Consider the following 18,083-nt stretch of genomic DNA (forward strand, 5'->3'; position numbering starts at 1 on the left):
CATGAAAAGAAAATTGCGTGCAGCAGCATCGGTATTGGCGTTAACCATGGCAATGTCCACACTGGCGGCTTGCGGAGATTCTGGTAAAAAAGAAGGCGGCGCGGCGGGCGATCCGAACGCCAAAGACACCATCACGGCCCTGCTTCCGCCGGTTTCCGCGAGCTACCAGAACAATTTTGCCCAGATGTCGAAAGATTTCAACGCGCTGTACCCGAATCTGACGCTGAAAATCGAACCCGCAAGCTGGGAAGACATTACACAGAAGCTGGATACGCAGGTGAATGCGGGCAGCCCTCCTGATATCGCGTTCATGGGTTCCGACGGGATTTCCAAGTACATGCAGCAGGAAATGATGATGGACATTAAGGACGTGGCCACCAAAGAAATGGTGGAAGATTTCGACCAGGCTCCGCTGGAGTATATGAAGAAAGGCGACGGCCTTTACGGCTTCCCGGGCTATATGGAAGTTCACGCGATCGGCGGCAACCGCGAATACCTCGAGAAAGCGGGCATCGACTGGAAGAAAGTCCAGAAAGAAGGCTGGACGTTTGACGAGTTCCGTGAAGCGATCAAGAAAGGCGTCGTTTCCGAGGGTGGCAAAACATCCCGCTACGGATTCGTGTTTGCGACAGCGGGCGTAGCGTCCAAAGATTATCTGAACATCCTGATCAAAAACGCCGGCATGCCTGCTCCGTTCAACAAAGATCTGAAATACGCTTACACCAGCAAGAATTATCTCGAAGTGTTAAAAGACATCCGCACGATGATCGATGACGGCTCCATGCCGAAAGAGCTCAGCTCCATCGACGCCGGTAAGCGTTGGAACATGTTCCTGACCGGTCAAACCATGATTACCGGTAAAGGACTGGCGACTTTCGAGAACTCCGCCAAGAAAAACAACGAGAAGCTGAAAGCCAATGACGGCAGCGCCGTCAAAGGTAGCGTCCCGGTTGAATATACGGTCCTGCCGGTTCCGACCTTCGCCGGACAAAAACAGCAGTCCAGCGTAGCGGTCGACGGTTACGTGACTTTCCGCGGATCGAAAGAACCGACGGCCGAGCATAAAGCCAACGTCGTAAAAGCGGCCTACTTCCTCGCAAGCGGTAAAGTAGCGGCAACGACGAACAACGACCTGTTTGTCGCCCATATCACGAAGAGCGGCAAGAAAGAAGCCGAAAGCATGACCGTTAATCGTGATGCCGACAACAAAGCGGCGGTTGAAACGATGCTGAAAAACGCGGCTCCTGCCCGTCCGGATATCCCGGCCGACCTGGGTGCCAAAGCGATCAAGCTGGAAGAAGAAGTGATCATTCCTAAGCTGCAGGCGTTAATTTCGGGTGAAATGACTCCTGAAGCGATGTTCGAAGCGGTTAAGTCGGCAGCCGTGCAAACGTTCGGCGCAGACGGTGTCGTAAAAGAATAGAGAGCTTTGAATCAGATAGCCGTGTGCCTCAACATGCGGCTATCTGATATGTAGAGTGAATTAGAGGATAGAGAGGGGTGCGAGAGATGACTCAACCAGCTAAACCGGTTAAAAGACGGAAAATCAGAGGAGACGGCGCCTGGGGCTATGCCTTCATCGCGGTTGCGCTTCTCGTCTATGCGCTGTTTACGGCTTACCCGGTTATTAGTGCCTTCATCATTAGCTTTCAGAAATACAGACCGCTGGGTTCCACCTTTATCGGATTCGACAATTATACGGCGACCTTTAAAGACCCGCTGTTCTGGAAATCCGTCGTAAATACGATCGTGTATACGGTTCTGACGGTGCCTGTCGCGCTGTTCCTTTCTTTTGCGGTCGCGATCCTGGTTCTTCCGCTGAAGAAAAAGCTGCAGACGACGTTCAAAGCGATTTACTATTTGCCTGCCGTAGCTTCCGGCGTTGCCTTGTCGGTCGTATGGCTGTGGATTTTCGACCCGATGCCGTCCGGTATTCTGAACAAACTGATCAGCTATATCGGAATCAGCAACCAGAACTGGCTCGGATCAAGCGCTACCGCAATGTTCTCATTGGTTCTCATGGCCTGGCTGTCCAGTCACGGCACAAGCATTATTATTTACTTGGCCGCGCTGCTGGGTATCGATGAGAGCTATTACGAGGCAGCCGAGCTTGACGGAGCGAATTTCTTTAAAAAGCTCTGGTACATCGTTATTCCTTGTTTGAAACCGACTACTTTGTTCCTGCTCGTAACAGGCGTTATCGGCTCGTTCCAAGTTTTCCAGAACGCGTATCTCATGACGGGCGGCGGTCCGGACAATGCGACGACGATGGTCGGCCTGCTCGTGTTCAACAATGCGTTCAAATACTTCGACTTCGGCAAAGCGGCCGCACAGTCCCTGATTTTGGCCTTTATTATTGCGGGGATCTCACTGGTTCAGTTCAAATTCCTCGGCAAAGAAGTGGAATATTGAGGAAAGGGGGGGCGAGCTATGGCGCTCTATAACAATCACGCAGGAAATCGAACCGCCAGATACAGCCGGAATGCGGTCATTATCGTAATCCTTACCCTGTTTGCGCTGGCTACGATTTTCCCGATTTACTTTATGCTTATTTCTTCCTTTGGAGATCCGATCGAGGCTGGTGCGGTGAGCTATTCCCTGCTTCCTACCAAATTTACACTGGCATCCTATAAGTTTTTCTTCGATTATAGCGAGTATTCCATCCGCTGGCTGCTCAACTCTCTGATCGTAGCCACGACCGTGATGGTGTCCAATGTGATTTTCGCCAGTATGGCCGGTTATGCGTTCTCGAAAATTAAATTCAAGGGCAGAGCGATGCTCTTTACCATCCTATTGATCGCGATGATGATTCCGTATCAGGTTACGCAAGTTCCTCTTTATATCCTGATCGTAAACATCTTTCATATTCAAAATACGTACAGTGCGCTCATTCTGCCGGGTCTGGTGACGGTGTATAACATCTTCCTTGCCAAGCAGTTCATGAGCAGCATTCCGACCGAAATTATCGAAAGCGCCAAGATTGAAGGCTGCAATCAGTTCCAGATTTATTTCCGGGTCATTCTTCCGTTGTCCAAAACGGTATTGGCCGTCATGGCGATCTTGACGTTCATGGACAGCTGGAACACCTTCTTCTGGCCGTTCCTCGTAACCAATACGATGGATATGCAGACCATTCAGGTCGGACTTAAAAACTTCCGGTTTGCGAACACGACTTATTTTGCGCCGATGATGGCGGGTGCCACGATCTCCGCCCTGCCGATGTTCGTTCTCTTCTTCAGCCTGCAGAGGTATTTCCTTGAAGGGGTCACCGTCGGTGCGGTGAAGGGGTAACACGAGCGCGCTGATCCGGCTATCTCCGTTTATCGTGACGGAATAGCGGGCTGGCGGGATCACAGCGTACTGAACCAAGACGGGCTTTTGTTCCGAAAAGCAGCCTGCATACAGGCATCTAAACATTCCTTAGATGCCGGTGCGAGGTGCTTTGTCCGAGAATCTCGGCGGAGTACAGAGGCCCGTTTTTTTATAAGCGGCGGTGGGGTCCCGGGCGTTATTCCGTCCTGAGGGGCACGCAGCGGCAGCTATACCAGATTTATGGGGAGCGGGGAGGGAACGTCAACATGATCGAATCATGGAATCAATCTTATTCGGACGCGGTGATCCGGCTGTGGAACACGGAAGCCGTAAAGGACGGCTACAAAGAACTGACCGACCGGAGCTTTAACGAAATTTTCTTGTCCAGTCCTTACTTTGACAAAGACAATACGTTCGTTATGCGCGAGGAGGACGGAGCCGTCACGGGGTTCGCCTGCGGCTGCACAGGAGACGACCTGCCTTTGGGCGCTGTCGCGGGTTATATCACCTGCATCGTGTTGTCCGAGGACCGTCAGACAGATGCGAATTACCGCTTGCTGCTGGAGGCAATCGAAGAGCGGTTCCGGCAGTCGGGGAAGAAGCAGGCCGACGTTCTTTTCTTCAATCCGATGATGCTGCCGTGGTACATCCCGGATACTCCCGGGCACGAGCACAACAATGCTCCGGGTGTGCCGGCAGACAGCCGTTTGTACGGATTTCTGCTCGGCGAAGGCTATATCGAACGCGCCCGAGAATGTGCCATGTACCTGAATTTGGCGGAGTTCTCCATCCCGGATGAAGTCCGGACCAAGGCAGCGCGCACGGCGGGCGACGGCTATGCGGTCGAGCTTTTCGATCCCGCCCGGCACGAGGGTATCGAGGCCATGCTGCAGGGCTTCGATAACCCGCTGTGGCAGAAAGAAATTGCCGCAAGCACGGCAAACGGCGTGCCCGTCGTTATCGCCGCCCACCGGGGCCAAGCGGTCGGCTTCGCCGGTCCCGTTATCCGCCAGGAAAGCGGCCGCGGCTATTTTGCCGGCATCGGCGTCCATCCCGAGCATGAAGGGCACGGGCTGGGCAGCCTCCTTTTCTTCGAGCTGTGCGAGGCTTTTAAGGGCATAGGGACCGAATATATGTCCCTCTACACCGGCAGCGCCAACCCGGCTATCCGTATTTACGAGAAAGCCGGATTTAAAACGGTGAAACAATTCGCCGTCATGAGAAGAGAATTGTAGGGCGGTTCTCCGCTCCGCGTTGTCAAGTCCTCGCCGATGCGTCTGTAGAGGACGAATGGTTTGAAACGCCGTAAAAGACATCCTTTTTTGAAGGGTGTCTTTTTTTGTATCCCGTTCATATTACGCCAAGCGAAAACCTTGAAAAAGGTAAAAATATAAAAAATATAGTAATACATTATTAAAATGTATTTAATGATAATGGATGTCTTCTTTCGGAGAATCGCACGACCGTACCCCGATACTATTCCTTTGCATGCGTAGCAGAAAGACACTGTATTTCAGTGTCTTTTTTTATATTGATCTCCTATATATTAAATTATTTATATAAATTAGGTTATAAATGTCATTAAAGTACCAGAAAAAGTAATCATAGCCTACTTAAAGTTAAACTGGATAAAAGGTAAGATATAAACAAGGAAATCAAATAAAGGAAAACGCTTCACAATAAGATTTCCTCATTCCATTCTACCGGGAGGGAAGAAAGTGCAGTCGGTACAAGAGGAAAAAGATCATAGAAGATTTTTAAAACAAACGATCGAGCATTATAAACTGGGGCAATTTTTTCCCGAGGAACTTATTCTTCTTGCCAAATCCGATTCTGTATCCTTTGAGTGGATGAGGCATACCGAACACGGGACGATCGTTTTCCTGATGAGCGCCACCTGTTCCGCCTGTAACATGGATTTTGCGGTATCTTTTATGAGCAGTCACCCCGGTTTCAACTACTGCATCCTTTTCGAAGGAAGCCCGGAATCAGTGGAGGACCTGCGCGAGGAGATCGCTCCCGACGTACGGATTCACCGGTGCGAAACGGTAAAACTGCATAGCCAGCTCAAGGTAAATGCGGTTCCATATGCGATTGTGCTCAACAAGGTCGGACAGGCTGTCGGGGCGGATATTTTTGACAAAGTGGATAAGTTGAACCGTGCCGCTGCTCCCTTGATCCATGTCTACCGCAATCTGAATCCGAACGAATGAGATCGCTGGCGTTTACAATTCGCACGACCTGGAGCGCCTTTTCCAAGGTTTACGCGTTTAACAAAATCGTTGTTCTCTTCTCCTTGTTCGCTTACGTCTTCTCGGCTGTTCAATCGAATGTAAGTGTTTATCTCAGCAAGTTAGTAGTGGATCAGCTAACGATTAAAAACTTCTATCTGCTGATGGGCGGCATTGGACTTTTAATCTTGTTTCAACTTCTCCGGGCGGCCTTGGATGCGTACGCTCAGCTGAAAAGCCGTAAGATGAGCCTGATGTTTGCCATCCAGTGCGAGGGCAAGCTCATCGATCTTGTAGAGAAGACGGAACTGATCGAGAAAGAACACCCGCGATTCAAAGGCGATTTTTCTTACTGGTCTTACAGCAACAATAAATATTACGATACCTACTTGATTGCAATCGGTCTGGTCAAACAAATCATTCTCGCTTCTCTGAGCCTGTTCTTTCTTCTCCATTCGTATTGGATTACGGGGATTCTCGCTCTTCTTGTCGGAGCCTGGAGAGGTGTTTACGATCTGCTCGCCGTACGCAGACGTGTAGAGATCAATGAGCAGCTGATGAGAAATACAAGAAGCCACCATTATTATTACGACCTTCTTACAAATTCGGAGACTCAGAAAGAAATGATGCTGTTCCGGTTGTTCCCGTACTTTCGAAAACGATGGCTGGATAAGAAAGCGGAGTCCGCGGAGCTGGAAATCAAACTTGAGAAAATCAATCATCAAAGGAGCTTTCGGGGCGAGCTTGTCTCCATCTTGAACACCGGTTTAGTCACCGCCATAACGGCCTACTTGATTTATGCAGGATCTTTGAGTATCGGAGATTATGTGGCGATCACGATGGCGCTCGGTATGACGGAAAGCAACATCAGTTCTATGTTTACTTCTTATTCGAGATTAAAAGAATACTGCACGCATATCGAGAAGTTGAAGCTGATCGAAGAGAAAAACGAGGTGGCCGTCAGTGCCGAGAAAAACGTCCGGAGCAAGCCGTTCGTTTTCGAAAAGGACATCCGGATTCAAGACTTATCCTTCCGATATCCGAATCAGGATCAGCCTGCTCTGAACGGGATCAGCGCTGAAATCAAGAAAGGAGAAGTTGTCGCCATTCTGGGCGAGAACGGTTCCGGCAAATCGACGCTCATTAAGCTGCTTCTCGGGCTGTATCAGACGGAAGAAGACTCGATCTTTTATGACGGTGTCAGCTTGAAGAACATGGACCGCCTTCAAATGTGGCAAAAAAGCAGTGCCGTATTCCAGGATTTCATCCGCTATATGACGGACGTAAGAGAAAATGTGGCTGCCGGCAATATAGCCGAAATCGGAGATTCGGAGAAACTCGAGCAGATGCTTGCCAGAGTCGGTCTGGCCGATGCCTTCCAACACGGACTGAATAGCCGGTTGGGGTTTCTGGATGACGGTGCCGTCAATCTGTCGGGAGGACAATGGCAAAGACTCGCCTTAACCCGCGTTTTCGTCCGGGAAGAGGATGACCTTGTCGTGTTCGATGAACCCACCGCCGCTTTGGACCCGCTTAGCGAAGTCCGCTTGATGAATGAACTTCTGAGCCATTTTAAAGGCAAAACCGTTCTCCTCATTTCCCATCGGGTCGGAGTCGCGCGAAATGCGGACCGCATTATCGTCATGGAACGCGGACGAATTGCCGAGACCGGAAATCACGAGGAACTGCTGGAACGTCAAGGTCTCTACAGCGAGATATGGAATCAGCAGAAGCAGTGGTATGTGTAACGAACTTACAAGGAGGGAAAGATCCATGACGTCATCAACCAAATCGTCCCGCTTGTCGGATACCGGTCTGCCTTTAGGCGCCACGCTGCCTGAACTTCCGGACTACTTGAAGGAACGCGTGGGGGCCGCCTGGAATCAATCGGGCACGATTCGAGTCCTGCTGTTCGCCTCTGTTTATTGCACGCATTGCATAGATCTGCTGCCTCATCTTCAGACGATAGCGGAGAATCACCCGTCTTTTTCCATCCGTCTGTTCACTACCGGAGACGAAGAGGACCATCGCAGCATGAAGGAGTATTTCGGCTGGAATTTCCCTGTGAGCACGATGGATCAAAGCGATATGGAAGCCTATTTCGAGGTTACCGCGCTGCCCTTCATGATGCTTGTGGACGAGTCGGATTCCGTTGCGGCGAAAGGTGTCGTCTATAACGCCGATGATTTTGAACAGATCGTACAATTTAACCGGATCTCCTCTTTCTAAAACCCGGTATCACGGTGCTTGCGCCTGACGATACAACTCTCTTATTGAAAGGAGGTGAAAAAGATGGCTTGTGAATGTCCAGATGGAGTAGTATTGAGCGAGTCCAGAGCTTGCCTGACTGGTTACTGTACGGCAAACGGAACTTCTTACCCAAAAATTTTGACTTCCACTAAAAGTGTCGGCTGTAATGACGGTAGAACAGTAGTTTGCACTTTCAATGCTGGTTGCTGCTACTAAGCACGACAAAGAGAAGGGCGATCGTCCCTTCTCTTTTATTCCATTTCAAAGGGGCTGCGTGTTATGAATGCTCAATTACTCGTCTGTGATCAGATTACGAACAATACCATACTGGGAGGCCATGCTTTGGGCACTGTATTGAATCAAGTGTCTATTCCGGCGCTGCCGTATGTGATAGAAATGCATATCCTGATCAAATTGTTTGATTTGCCGCGTAATGAATTCGTCGATACCGCTTTAATGATTACAAACTCGTCGGGAGAAATTATTGATCGTACCCCGGCTGCCGTTCTGCGTAATTACAGAGCGGAAGATCAGGTTCCCGGAGTCGATCAGGATGTGTCCCTCCGCTTGATCGTAACGGAACCGGGGATTATTTACATCCGGTGTATGATAAACGGAGAAGAAGCGGCCTGGTACCCGTTAACGATTCGTCTGCAAGAACAAAAAGTCTCTTGATGCTAGTTACGGTTGCCTCGCGATAAAGAAATGGGTGATTATACTTTGATCCAGTGGTTGGGCTATGTTCTGGATATGACTATGTCGGTTCTGTTTTTCATGCCGTTTTACATAAAAGCGTTTCGTTTTCCCAATTTTCGGATTGATCTGTACTCTTACGGTCTTCTTCCCCGTTCTCTTGTTACGATTGCGGCCTTTTTCGTGCTGGTTTTCGAATTCATCCTGTTTATTTCGTTTGCCGGCGGGCTGCTCGAAGGATGGAAGGAGCTTCCCGCCATCGTTCTTCTGGCGGCGTTTGCCTTCTTTTCATGGCGGAAAACAAAACTCACGGGTGTCGACGCTTGCGCTTGTTACGGAGATATCGCATTCCTGAATCGGTCTCCCGTTTACCGCAATGCCATTCTTATCGGTTTGTTGGTGGTGGATATGCTCTTGCCTGCTCCCGAGCAGGACGGATACGCCAGGATCAATTCGCTTCTTTTTGTAATGACTTTGTCGATAGCAATCGGGCTTATTCAATCCGTATGGACCCATAGGAAGAGGAGGCAGGAACGTGAGCAATCTGCTGTTCCTATGTAATTTGATAGGTTTCCTTGCTTGTATCCTGGTTTTGTTTATTCATAAGCGAAAAGAACATAACGAAATAACCGAAATGGTTGATGAGATCAAAGTCCTTTCGGGTTGGAAAGGGAACGTGACGAGGATTTTATTCGTGGATTATAAGGACCCTGCCTTCCAAAAGATCGACTCCCTGCTTTCGACGAGCGCTGACGGTCCCGATCCCGAATATATCGTGGTGATTCATGCCCCTTCCTGGTTGATTGCCGCCAGGGAAAAGAAGTGGACCAGGCATGAGGTGATAGATGCCAAAAGGATACCTTCCTCCGGCAAAAGCGGGATTATCGTGACTCGCGGCGGAAAATATGACGTTTACGACGAAGCGGCAGCCTACCTGACGTATATGTCATCGTAAGCACAATCTCATTCGCGGCTGTCGCAGGTAGCATCTGGATAAGCAAACAAAAAGCACGCAAATTCCTGTAAAGGAATGAGCGTGCTTTCCATTTGTCCGATAGACAGCCAAACCGGGCAAAAAGGCTCCCAATTTGCAAACATTTCCAACAAAACTTCCGGAATACCGAGCCCTATTGAAAACTTATAATTGATAATGAGAACCATTATCAATTATAATAAACGGATAAGGTAACCAGCATTGTTCCGAGGAGTTGGTAAAATCGATGCGGGTAGACGACCATTTATTCCTTTGGAATCAGGCTTCCGTTAAAATCTTGGACGTCCGCCGCATAGCGTTGATTTCGGACGAGGAGATGCGGTCATGGATTATGCCGGCCAGCTGTTTTATGTACACGGTGAGCGGGAGAGCGTATGTGCGAATGGATGGTGAGCTTTTTCGGATAAGCGGTTTTCATGTTCTGCATGGGGGCAAAGGCAGCCGCGTAGATATATATGCGGTTGAAGAACCGTTGAGCTATTATCTGATCTATTACAAAGCGTATTTCCCTGTCCCTTTACGAAAAGAAGCGGCTGAGACGGCGGACGGCTGTAATCCGTTTCAGCTGCAGTATGGCCTTGCGCCGCATCATCCTCTTTCTCTGATGAGCAAAATGCGGCTTATGCATCAGGAGTGGGTGACGCAGGGAAATCTGGAGCGGCTTCATGTCAAAGCGCTGTTTTATCAGTTTGTGCATGAACTGTTGGCCCAGGTTCACGCCCGCAACATTCCGGCTGCAAAAGCCGATGTCGCGGAGCAAGCGCGCCGCTATCTCCAGGAGAATTACACAGAGCCTATTACCTTGGAGAGATTAGCGGAACTGCTGGACAGCAGCCCCCGGCATTTAACCAGATTGTTCAAACGCAAAACCGGCACAAGCCCGATTGATTATATAATCCGGCTCCGCCTGAACAAAGCGAAGGAAATGCTGCTGGCGACGGATATGACCTTACAGGAGATTGCCGAAAGCATCGGGTATCCCGACAGTTATTCGTTGGCTAAAATGTTCAAAAAACAGGCAGGAATTGCGCCGATTCGCTACCGGACGGAAAAAAGAAACGGAAGAACTTGTCCCGATTTGCCATCGGATACGGCCGTATTTGACATTGCGGGAAAAGATAGGCTGTTTTATATTGAATATGATAATCATTCTCAATATAAAAAGGAGCTAAACTTCCCCATGTTATACAGCAGAAGACCTTCCGCGGCAATCACTTTGCTGCTTTGCCTGATGATCCTGCTCAGTGCTTGTTCGACGGGAAAGACGAGCGGATCCGCGAACAACAATTCGCTTCCTTCGCCAAGTCCGGCTTCTGTTGGCGCCGATACCGACAGCAGTCAGACTGCGCCAAGCAAGCCTGCGACTAAGACAATTTCCACCGCCAAAGGCGACGTCGAAATTCCCGTGAATCCCAAACGGGTCGTCGTTTTGTATTTATTGGGCGATGTGCTGGCTTTCGATGTGAAGCCCGTGGGGATATCGGACGTTTACAAAGGAGCGGCGTTTGAAAAGGAAATGTCGGGAGTCCAAACGCTCGGCGAATGGTTCAAACCAAGTCCGGAAGCCGTGCTTGCCCTGGAACCCGATCTGATTATCGCCCCTTCGGAAGAGACCTACGGAATGTTGAACAAAATTGCGCCTACCGTCTACCTCCCTTATGAACAGATGACGATGGAGGAACGGTTAAATAAGCTTGCGGAAGCGCTCGGCAAGGAGAAGGAATCCGCCAAGCTGCTGGACAACTTCCATAAGAAGGTGGAACAAAGCAAGCAAAAGCTGAAACAGGCCGGGATTTATGATAAAACCGTTACCATCATGGAAGGCGGGAAAGGCAACATGACCATCATTTCATCACGAAACTACGGCCGCGGTTCCCAGGTCATCTATGAATATTTAGGCATGAAAGCACCTGCTGTCCTTCAAAAAGAGATCGATGGCGGAAGCAAAGCGGCGAGCTCGAAGAACGTTTCGTTGGAAGTGCTCCATCAATATTCGGGCGATTATGTGTTCCGTTCGGCGTACGAAGGGATGGAGGATTTGTCCCAGAATCCTGTCTGGAATCAAATTCCCGCGGTGAAGGAAGGGCGGCTAACCGAGATGAGTTTCGGTTTGTCGTACTACAACGACATTTATTCGCTGGACAAGCAGTTGGATTTTGTTATGGAAAACCTGCTGGCGAAGGCGGAAAAGCGGGTAAACTGAATACGCAAACGGTCCCGAGTAGGGTTTGCCGTTCTTGCTTTTGAAAAACAGAAAAGGGGGTCTCCTTTCATTACAGGGGAGTACCGCCTTTTTCGCATGTCTTGATTACTTGACGATCGGCTCCGTAATCTCTCTTCGCAGCAGAGCGATCTCATGTTTGTACGGAGCGTTTTTATATTTAACGGGACCGATGGAAGGGGTCTCCAACAGTTTAGGCACTCTATCGAACTCGGGGTGACGATATAATCAAGGGCTTTAAGCCCGATGAAGCCGTGTCCGATGTTTTCATGCCGGTCTTTGCGGGAGCCTCGTTCATTTTTGGAATCATTGACATGAATGACCTGAATGCGGTCCAGCCCGACGATTTGATCGAACTCATTCAAAACTCCGTCGAAATCCTCGGCGATGTTGTATCCGGCATCGTGGATATGACACGTATCGAGGCAGACGGATAGCCGCTCATTGTGGGTGACTCCGTCGATGATCTCAGCAAGCTCTTCGAACGTTCGGCCACATTCCGTTCCTTTGCCCGCCATCGTTTCGAGTGAAACTTGGACGTTCCTTTTCTCAGTCAGAACTTCATTCAAACCCTCGATTATTCTCCGAATCCCGGTCTCGGCTCCGGCTCCCATATGTGCGCCGGGGTGAAGGACGATTTGATCCGATCCCAACGCCTCCGTCCGCTGAATTTCAGAACGCAGAAACTCGATACTGTGCTCGAAAGTCCACGTATTCACGGTATTCCCCAAATTAATGAGAAAAGGGGCGTGAACCACGATATTCGAAATGCCATGGGCTTTCATATGCGCTTTCCCCGCTTCAAGGTTAAGCGCTTCAATAGGTTTACGCCGTGTATTTTGCGGGGCACCCGTGTAAATCAGAAAAGTCGTTGCGCCGTAGGATGCCGCTTCTTCGCTTGCCCGCAGCAGCATCGTTTTCCCGCTCATGGAGACATGCGAACCGATAAGCAGAGACATGTTCTCGCCTCCTGTCACTTGTGTAGGATGTCTTGGTGATGAAAGAACGTCCGGGTAGGTGTCCTTTATGCTTGGACGGAACAGCCTGACGGCATGTGAATTAGAACCGTTCCATACTAGTCTATCAGCTGATGTGACTCGCGTTTAGAGGGAGTTGCAGGGAAACCAAAAAAGGCCGAGGTTTCCCGTGGCCTATTGCGGCAATACCTGATCGGAATAATGAATGTGCCAAGTTTTGCGACAGAAATGCGGCGGCTATCCCCGGCATAGAGTTACTCGGCTGTATAAGCTTGCAGGCGGGAAGCGAACTCGGCAAAACTGCCGGCTACCTTCCTCACATTTTGCTCCATCAGCTCCTGCGCCTCTTCGGGCGTTTCCGACTCGCTTTCCGCGTCCTCCCGCACCATCGCTTCCTCGTGATCCATTAGAACAACGGAAGGGCAGGAAGGGTTCGTGCGATAATCGAATAAGTAATTGTTGCCGCTGCTTACGCTCCATCCAAAAGGAATGAGCCGTTTGGGATCGGGATTCACATCATCCACAAGATTCCGGTTTGTTTCGATGAAGCGTTCATCCAGCTCGGAAAATCGGATTTCCCAATCGGTAACGTCACCATCCTCTACGAAGTTATATCCCTGCTTCTCCGCCTTTTGCAGAAAGCTCAAATAATCGGAAGGGAAGACGATTCCATAGTGCTGTTCGATTTTTTTCACAGTGTTGTTGTTTTTCATAGGCTGCGCACCTCTTTCTTTCACACTCGTATGTTATATGATAGATAAAGTATATCCTATTAAAACAAAGGAGAACACCATGCAAATTGTTGCGGCAGCCATAACGGATTTTGATTACCTGCGTGATCGCGATCCTCATATTGAAGGAAATCTGATCCTTCCCAAAATTAGAAACAAAGAAATTTACATCTTGCGGAATGAAGAGAATATCAACATCGGCTGGATGAGATACGGATACTTTTGGGATAACACTCCGTTTATGAACATGCTTTGGATCGACGAACCGTATCGGGGGGGAGGTTTCGGAAAGGAAGTTGTCCTTTTTTGGGAAAAAGAAATGACACAACGCGGGTTCAAGCTGGTTATGACATCCACTTTGGCCAATGAAGAAGCACAGCATTTTTACCGAAAGCTGGGGTACCGGGACGCGGGATGTCTGCTGCTCGAAAACGAACCCATGGAAATCATCATGACAAAAAGACTGCTGTATACCATATCATCTCCTGAATCATGAAGAATGGGGATTGAAAAACGGAAGAGGACGTGAATCCGATAGATAAAAAAGCGAAAAAAATATTGACAACCACTTTTTGGACTGCCGCCGGTTGGAAATACAGGCCGGAAGACTTCGCCGGTGAAGATTTCGAATATGCCAAGAGCAAAGGGCTCATGTTCGATCCCCTTACCGTTAAGCATGATGAGCTGATCAAGCGCCTCCACGACCTCCATCAAACCATTACGAAGGAACAAGTAGCCGCCGCTTTTCTGCATAGTCTTTCCACAAAAAAAGTTCATTTGCGAAGCGCCCTTTCCAGTTGGGCGTTGACAGCTAAGCTGCCCCTCCATACGTATGGAGAGCGCCGTGCAGTGCGGGCTAATTACAGCAGCTGCGGGGACTGCAACCACCACGGGCTAATGTCGGACCTCGAATATGTCAATACGGATCTGAACGTGCTGAATTTCGAGCGGATCAAATGGGGAGGAATTCGTTTGAACTGGCTTCTTTACTGCTGGCTGGATCTCGAATTATTCAGCAAAGAGGAAGCCTTCGACGTAACCCCGGAGGATAAGGCCATTCTTCACAAAATGACCGAAGCGATTCAGGAATGCGAGGATCACGATAGTGCCCGAAAGCTGGAAAAGTGTTGGAAGGATGTACTCCCTTCGAGCAAGAATGAACGGGATGTGGTGATGGAAATATGGGGATATGCCGGCTTGCTGGCACAGGGGGACACACCGCGCAGGCGTCGCGGCGGAGATCATGACTTTAATTCCGTGGCGGGCTGGCAGGGGGATGACCGTTATTCGCGGGAAGCGCTGGAGTTTTATTTCGGGGCGTTTTTGTAAGGAAAGACTACTTATTTAATCCACAACAAACAGGCCGCTGAACCGACTGGTTTACCGGTCTTTTGTTTTTGAACCAATACCCGGATTGACAGATGATGGAATGAAGAGTAAGATAACTTTAGATTTAGTAAATTAGTAAATTAGTAAATCAGTAAAATACAAATTGGAGCGTGTTAACTATGAAAATCCCGACAACGTTAAAGCATAAGCCGGTTATCGTTTCAGAAAATTACGAACAGGTCGACGGACGGCTCGCCCGGAACACGGACGCCAAAGGATTATCTCTGGGGCTGGCCCAATGGAACGATAGAGGCAAGGTCGATATTTCGGCCAAAGTATGGAGACATACGGGAGAAAAATGGTCCAGACAGTCGGAGGAGCTTCCCATGCACCGTGTTCTTGACCTTGCCATTATGATTTGCAGAAGCAGCTTATATTTTCAGGATGCCTACCGTTTTCCGAAATTGTATGATCCCGAGAACCCCATGATTGACCGTATCGGGCTGCAGGGGGATGCGATGAGTGTGTCCGTTTGCGAAGACAATCCCATGCTGGATCAAGATATTAAGCTGTTCGCTCAGGCGCTCAGCGAGGATGGCGAAATGATCGGGGAACGGCTTCGCGTGTTATCCCGGCTGCTGGAGGAAATGGGGTATTGACCCCTTATAAGAGGTGAAAAGCGATGAACGTCAACGGGGATTATTACGTGTCTCCCGACAGGCAGCTGACGGATGCGGAACAAGCACTGGTTTGGAAAAAGCCGGCCTCTCACAAGGTCAGCGAAGAGGAAATTCGGATTTGCAAAGAAATCAAGCGCAACTGGAATCGCGGGGAAATGAAAATCGCCAATGTTCTGCTTGAGGGAGACGCAGGTTCCGGCAAAACCCAACTCGCCAAAGCCTTGTCGGCTGATTTGGGGCTGCCTTACACGAAAGTGACCTGTTTTGCCGATATGGATAAAACCGATATTATCGGGGCTATTTTGCCCGTTATTTCGACGGACCGATTGGAGCATATGGAGGCTGCGGAGCAAACCGTTTTGAAAGCTTTATATGAAAGCGACGGTTTTCAAAGCGCGGCTGAAGTCGTGATGAACGTGCTGGGAGTTACCCGGGAGGGGGCTGCCTTAAGGCTGAAGCAGTTATTGGACCAGATGGAGCAAAACTCCCCTGATGAAGGGGTAGAGTACCGGTTTTACCCCTCCGAAATCGTCAGAGCCTATCGAAGCGGCTATCTTCTCGAAATTCAGGAACCGACCGTTATCCGGGACGCCGCGGTGCTCATGGCACTCAACTCCGCCTTAGAGCTTGATGGCAGCATTAACCTTCCCACGGAAATCATTCACAGACATCCCGATTTCATCGCGGTCATCACGACGAACCGCAGTTATGCGGGAACCCGGCCGTTAAACGAGGCCCTGCGCGACAGAGTTCAGCATACGGAAAAAATGGACCTGCCGACCAAAGAAATTATGGTAGAACGGGCCATGTCCAAAACCGGCTTCAGCGATGAAAAAACGCTGGATATGTTAGCGGAGATCATTATCCTTTTGGACAAAACGGCCCGGGCCAACGCGATTAAGGGTGTAGCGGGCATGCGCTCCTTCTTCTACTGGGCGGATGCGGTGGCCGGAGGCGCTTCGGCTAAAGAATCCCTTTACCACAAAGTCATCTACAAGATAACCACGGATTCCGAAGAGATCCACCTATTGGAAGAAGCGTTGAAAAGCCGGGGGCTGCTGAACGGGCTGGACCAAGTCGATGCCGAAGCAAAAAAAAAAGAATAACGGACGAAGCAGAACTAAAAACAGAGGGAACGGTCGGCAACACGGATGTTGAACAGGACGATGAGCTTGAAGAACAAGGGATCGCTTTAAAAAAATCCGCCGATAGTGACGAAAACACATCCGGGCTTTCTGACGACTCCACCGACACGGAGTTTTCAGATAGGGAAGAGGACGGAGCTCCGAAGTATCATCAGGCGAATCTTGAAACGAAGTCCGACGAAGCCAGGCAAAAGGAGCGGGATTACCGCAAAAAGCTGAATCGCGATGCCCGGGAGATCGTGTCCGGTTCGATTCACAGCAAGGTGAAGCTTATTGTTCACCGTCCGGATTACGATAATGATTCTCAAGCGGAATATGCCCGTTTAAGTGCGGAGCTCATGCCTGTCGTACGGGAAATTGCCCGAAAAACACTTCCGCTGCTGGAACACGAGACTTCCTCCGAATTTGCGAGGCATCACTATTACGGCAGCAAATTTCAGGCGGACAGCGCAGTTTACCGGGATCTCAGGAATTTCGCCAAGAAAATTCCGCCAACCGATTCTCCTTCTCTTGTCGTCGGTCTAAGGGTGGATGAGTCGGCATCGATGTCCGCTTTCGGGAGACTGGAAGCCGCAAAGCGTGCGGTGATAGCCGTCTATGAATTTTGTCAACTATGTCATATTCCGGTCCTGATTTACGGGGATACGGCAGATGCTTCCAGGCTGGAGCAAATGTCCGTCTACGCCTATACGGATCTGGACAAAACAGATCCCAACGACCGGTACAGACTGACGGGAATTCGCGCCAGAAGCAACAACCGTGACGGGATGGCGCTTCGCATTATGGCAGACCGGTTAGCCGGTTCCCCGCAGCAGACAAGACTATTGATCAGCATAAGCGACGGGCAGCCCAAAGCGATGGAGGATTATACCGGAACCTACGCCATCAAAGACATGCGGCAGACCATGGCCGAATATGAACGCAAAGGAATTACTTTTCTTGCAGCCGCGATAGGCCAGGACAAGGATGTCATTCATCAGATCTATGGAAGCGAGCGATTTTTGGATATCACGAATCTGACAGATTTGCCTGCTAAGTTAGTCCGGATTATCGCCCGGTATTTGTAAAGTTGTATTTGTTATATAGTGGCGAAAGGAGAGAAAGACATGGATAAAACCAAGCGCAAGGAGCTTTTGGAAGAATACAAGCAGGTGAAGACCTACATGGGGGCTATTCAGATTCTCAACAAGACCAACGGTAAAATGTACGTAGACACCTATCCCAACCTGAAAAACAAATGGATCACCCTGCAGGCTCAACTGGACATGGGCAGATTTGCCAACTCTCAGCTTCAAAAGGATTGGAAGGAACTGGGCGCAGAAAACTTCACCTTTGAGGTGCTGGAGCAGAAAGAAGCTGCAGAAATTACAGACATGCGCTGGGAGCGGAAGCAGCTGAAAAAGCGGTGGCTGGAGAAGTTGGAGCCTTATGGGGACAGGGGATATAATAAGCCGCCTGTAGAGTGATAAAATGAACTCTTTTAGGATCCGTTAAAAATTTCCGTAATTATCGTCAATTGA

The 18,083-nt window shown here is 49.6% G+C and carries 18 protein-coding genes and 1 pseudogene; 17 read left to right on the plus strand and 2 right to left on the minus strand.

Annotated elements, in window-relative coordinates; translation table 11 throughout:
* The first annotated feature begins 1 nt into the window (after position 1).
* The 11 genes from AC58P5_RS16555 to AC58P5_RS16605 all read left to right on the plus strand — a co-directional run bounded on the left by AC58P5_RS16555 (position 2) and on the right by AC58P5_RS16605 (position 11,683).
* Positions 2 to 1,423 (plus strand): ABC transporter substrate-binding protein, encoded by a 1,422-nt coding sequence (locus AC58P5_RS16555; RefSeq protein WP_497388321.1) that lies wholly within the window; start codon positions 2 to 4, stop codon positions 1,421 to 1,423.
* Between the two features lie 86 nt (positions 1,424 to 1,509).
* Positions 1,510 to 2,412 carry a carbohydrate ABC transporter permease gene (locus AC58P5_RS16560; RefSeq protein ID WP_497388323.1) on the plus strand — a complete coding sequence of 301 codons (903 nt, stop codon included), beginning with the start codon at positions 1,510 to 1,512 and terminating at the stop codon, positions 2,410 to 2,412.
* A gap of 18 nt (positions 2,413 to 2,430) precedes the next feature.
* Positions 2,431 to 3,291: a carbohydrate ABC transporter permease gene (locus AC58P5_RS16565; protein WP_413002664.1), complete on the plus strand. Its 861-nt coding sequence runs from the start codon at positions 2,431 to 2,433 to the stop codon at positions 3,289 to 3,291.
* A gap of 287 nt (positions 3,292 to 3,578) precedes the next feature.
* A complete protein-coding gene (locus AC58P5_RS16570; protein WP_497388325.1) occupies positions 3,579 to 4,547 on the plus strand; it encodes a GNAT family N-acetyltransferase in 969 nt (322 codons plus the stop codon).
* A gap of 483 nt (positions 4,548 to 5,030) precedes the next feature.
* A complete protein-coding gene (locus AC58P5_RS16575) occupies positions 5,031 to 5,525 on the plus strand; it encodes a hypothetical protein (protein ID WP_497388327.1) in 495 nt (164 codons plus the stop codon).
* Positions 5,522 to 7,291 (plus strand): ATP-binding cassette domain-containing protein, encoded by a 1,770-nt coding sequence (locus tag AC58P5_RS16580; RefSeq protein WP_497388329.1) that lies wholly within the window; start codon positions 5,522 to 5,524, stop codon positions 7,289 to 7,291. Before AC58P5_RS16575 ends, AC58P5_RS16580 begins: the two co-directional genes overlap by 4 nt.
* A 25-nt stretch (positions 7,292 to 7,316) precedes the next feature.
* The gene (locus tag AC58P5_RS16585) at positions 7,317 to 7,772 is read left to right on the plus strand and encodes a TlpA family protein disulfide reductase (RefSeq protein ID WP_497388331.1); all 456 of its coding nucleotides are present in this window, start codon (positions 7,317 to 7,319) and stop codon (positions 7,770 to 7,772) included.
* A 300-nt stretch (positions 7,773 to 8,072) separates the two neighbouring features.
* Positions 8,073 to 8,468 (plus strand): hypothetical protein, encoded by a 396-nt coding sequence (locus tag AC58P5_RS16590; RefSeq protein WP_497388333.1) that lies wholly within the window; start codon positions 8,073 to 8,075, stop codon positions 8,466 to 8,468.
* Between the two features lie 45 nt (positions 8,469 to 8,513).
* Positions 8,514 to 9,047, plus strand: coding sequence for a MauE/DoxX family redox-associated membrane protein (locus tag AC58P5_RS16595; RefSeq protein ID WP_497388335.1), 534 nt, complete (start codon positions 8,514 to 8,516; stop codon positions 9,045 to 9,047).
* On the plus strand, positions 9,022 to 9,441 hold the full coding sequence (locus AC58P5_RS16600; protein ID WP_497388337.1) for a hypothetical protein: 420 nt from the start codon (positions 9,022 to 9,024) through the stop codon (positions 9,439 to 9,441). The genes AC58P5_RS16595 and AC58P5_RS16600 overlap by 26 nt, the downstream gene beginning before the upstream one ends.
* A gap of 265 nt (positions 9,442 to 9,706) precedes the next feature.
* Positions 9,707 to 11,683 (plus strand): helix-turn-helix domain-containing protein, encoded by a 1,977-nt coding sequence (locus AC58P5_RS16605; RefSeq protein WP_497388339.1) that lies wholly within the window; start codon positions 9,707 to 9,709, stop codon positions 11,681 to 11,683.
* A 105-nt stretch (positions 11,684 to 11,788) separates the two neighbouring features.
* On the opposite strand, the pseudogene AC58P5_RS16610 reads toward AC58P5_RS16605, so the two are convergent.
* Together AC58P5_RS16610 and AC58P5_RS16615 are read right to left on the minus strand one after the other, a co-directional pair.
* Positions 11,789 to 12,660: pseudogene (locus AC58P5_RS16610) on the minus strand (deoxyribonuclease IV).
* A 272-nt stretch (positions 12,661 to 12,932) separates the two neighbouring features.
* A complete protein-coding gene (locus AC58P5_RS16615; protein WP_497388341.1) occupies positions 12,933 to 13,391 on the minus strand; it encodes an SMI1/KNR4 family protein in 459 nt (152 codons plus the stop codon).
* 79 nt (positions 13,392 to 13,470) lie between these two features.
* On the opposite strand from AC58P5_RS16615, the gene AC58P5_RS16620 reads away from it, so the two are divergent.
* The 6 genes from AC58P5_RS16620 (at position 13,471) to AC58P5_RS16645 (ending at position 18,029) form a co-directional block, all read left to right on the plus strand.
* The gene (locus AC58P5_RS16620) at positions 13,471 to 13,905 is read left to right on the plus strand and encodes a GNAT family N-acetyltransferase (RefSeq protein ID WP_497388343.1); all 435 of its coding nucleotides are present in this window, start codon (positions 13,471 to 13,473) and stop codon (positions 13,903 to 13,905) included.
* A 38-nt stretch (positions 13,906 to 13,943) separates the two neighbouring features.
* Positions 13,944 to 14,738: a hypothetical protein gene (locus tag AC58P5_RS16625; RefSeq protein WP_497389102.1), complete on the plus strand. Its 795-nt coding sequence runs from the start codon at positions 13,944 to 13,946 to the stop codon at positions 14,736 to 14,738.
* A gap of 179 nt (positions 14,739 to 14,917) precedes the next feature.
* Positions 14,918 to 15,397 carry a DUF6530 family protein gene (locus tag AC58P5_RS16630; protein ID WP_009671971.1) on the plus strand — a complete coding sequence of 160 codons (480 nt, stop codon included), beginning with the start codon at positions 14,918 to 14,920 and terminating at the stop codon, positions 15,395 to 15,397.
* A gap of 23 nt (positions 15,398 to 15,420) precedes the next feature.
* Positions 15,421 to 16,524: an AAA family ATPase gene (locus tag AC58P5_RS16635; protein WP_497388345.1), complete on the plus strand. Its 1,104-nt coding sequence runs from the start codon at positions 15,421 to 15,423 to the stop codon at positions 16,522 to 16,524.
* 278 nt (positions 16,525 to 16,802) lie between these two features.
* Positions 16,803 to 17,630 carry a vWA domain-containing protein gene (locus tag AC58P5_RS16640; RefSeq protein WP_497388347.1) on the plus strand — a complete coding sequence of 276 codons (828 nt, stop codon included), beginning with the start codon at positions 16,803 to 16,805 and terminating at the stop codon, positions 17,628 to 17,630.
* A 39-nt stretch (positions 17,631 to 17,669) separates the two neighbouring features.
* Entirely contained in the window at positions 17,670 to 18,029 is a 360-nt protein-coding gene (locus tag AC58P5_RS16645) for a GIY-YIG nuclease family protein (RefSeq protein WP_497388349.1), read from the plus strand.
* Positions 18,030 to 18,083: the final 54 nt, after the last annotated feature.

This window comes from Paenibacillus sp. JT31N7 (assembly GCF_059692095.1).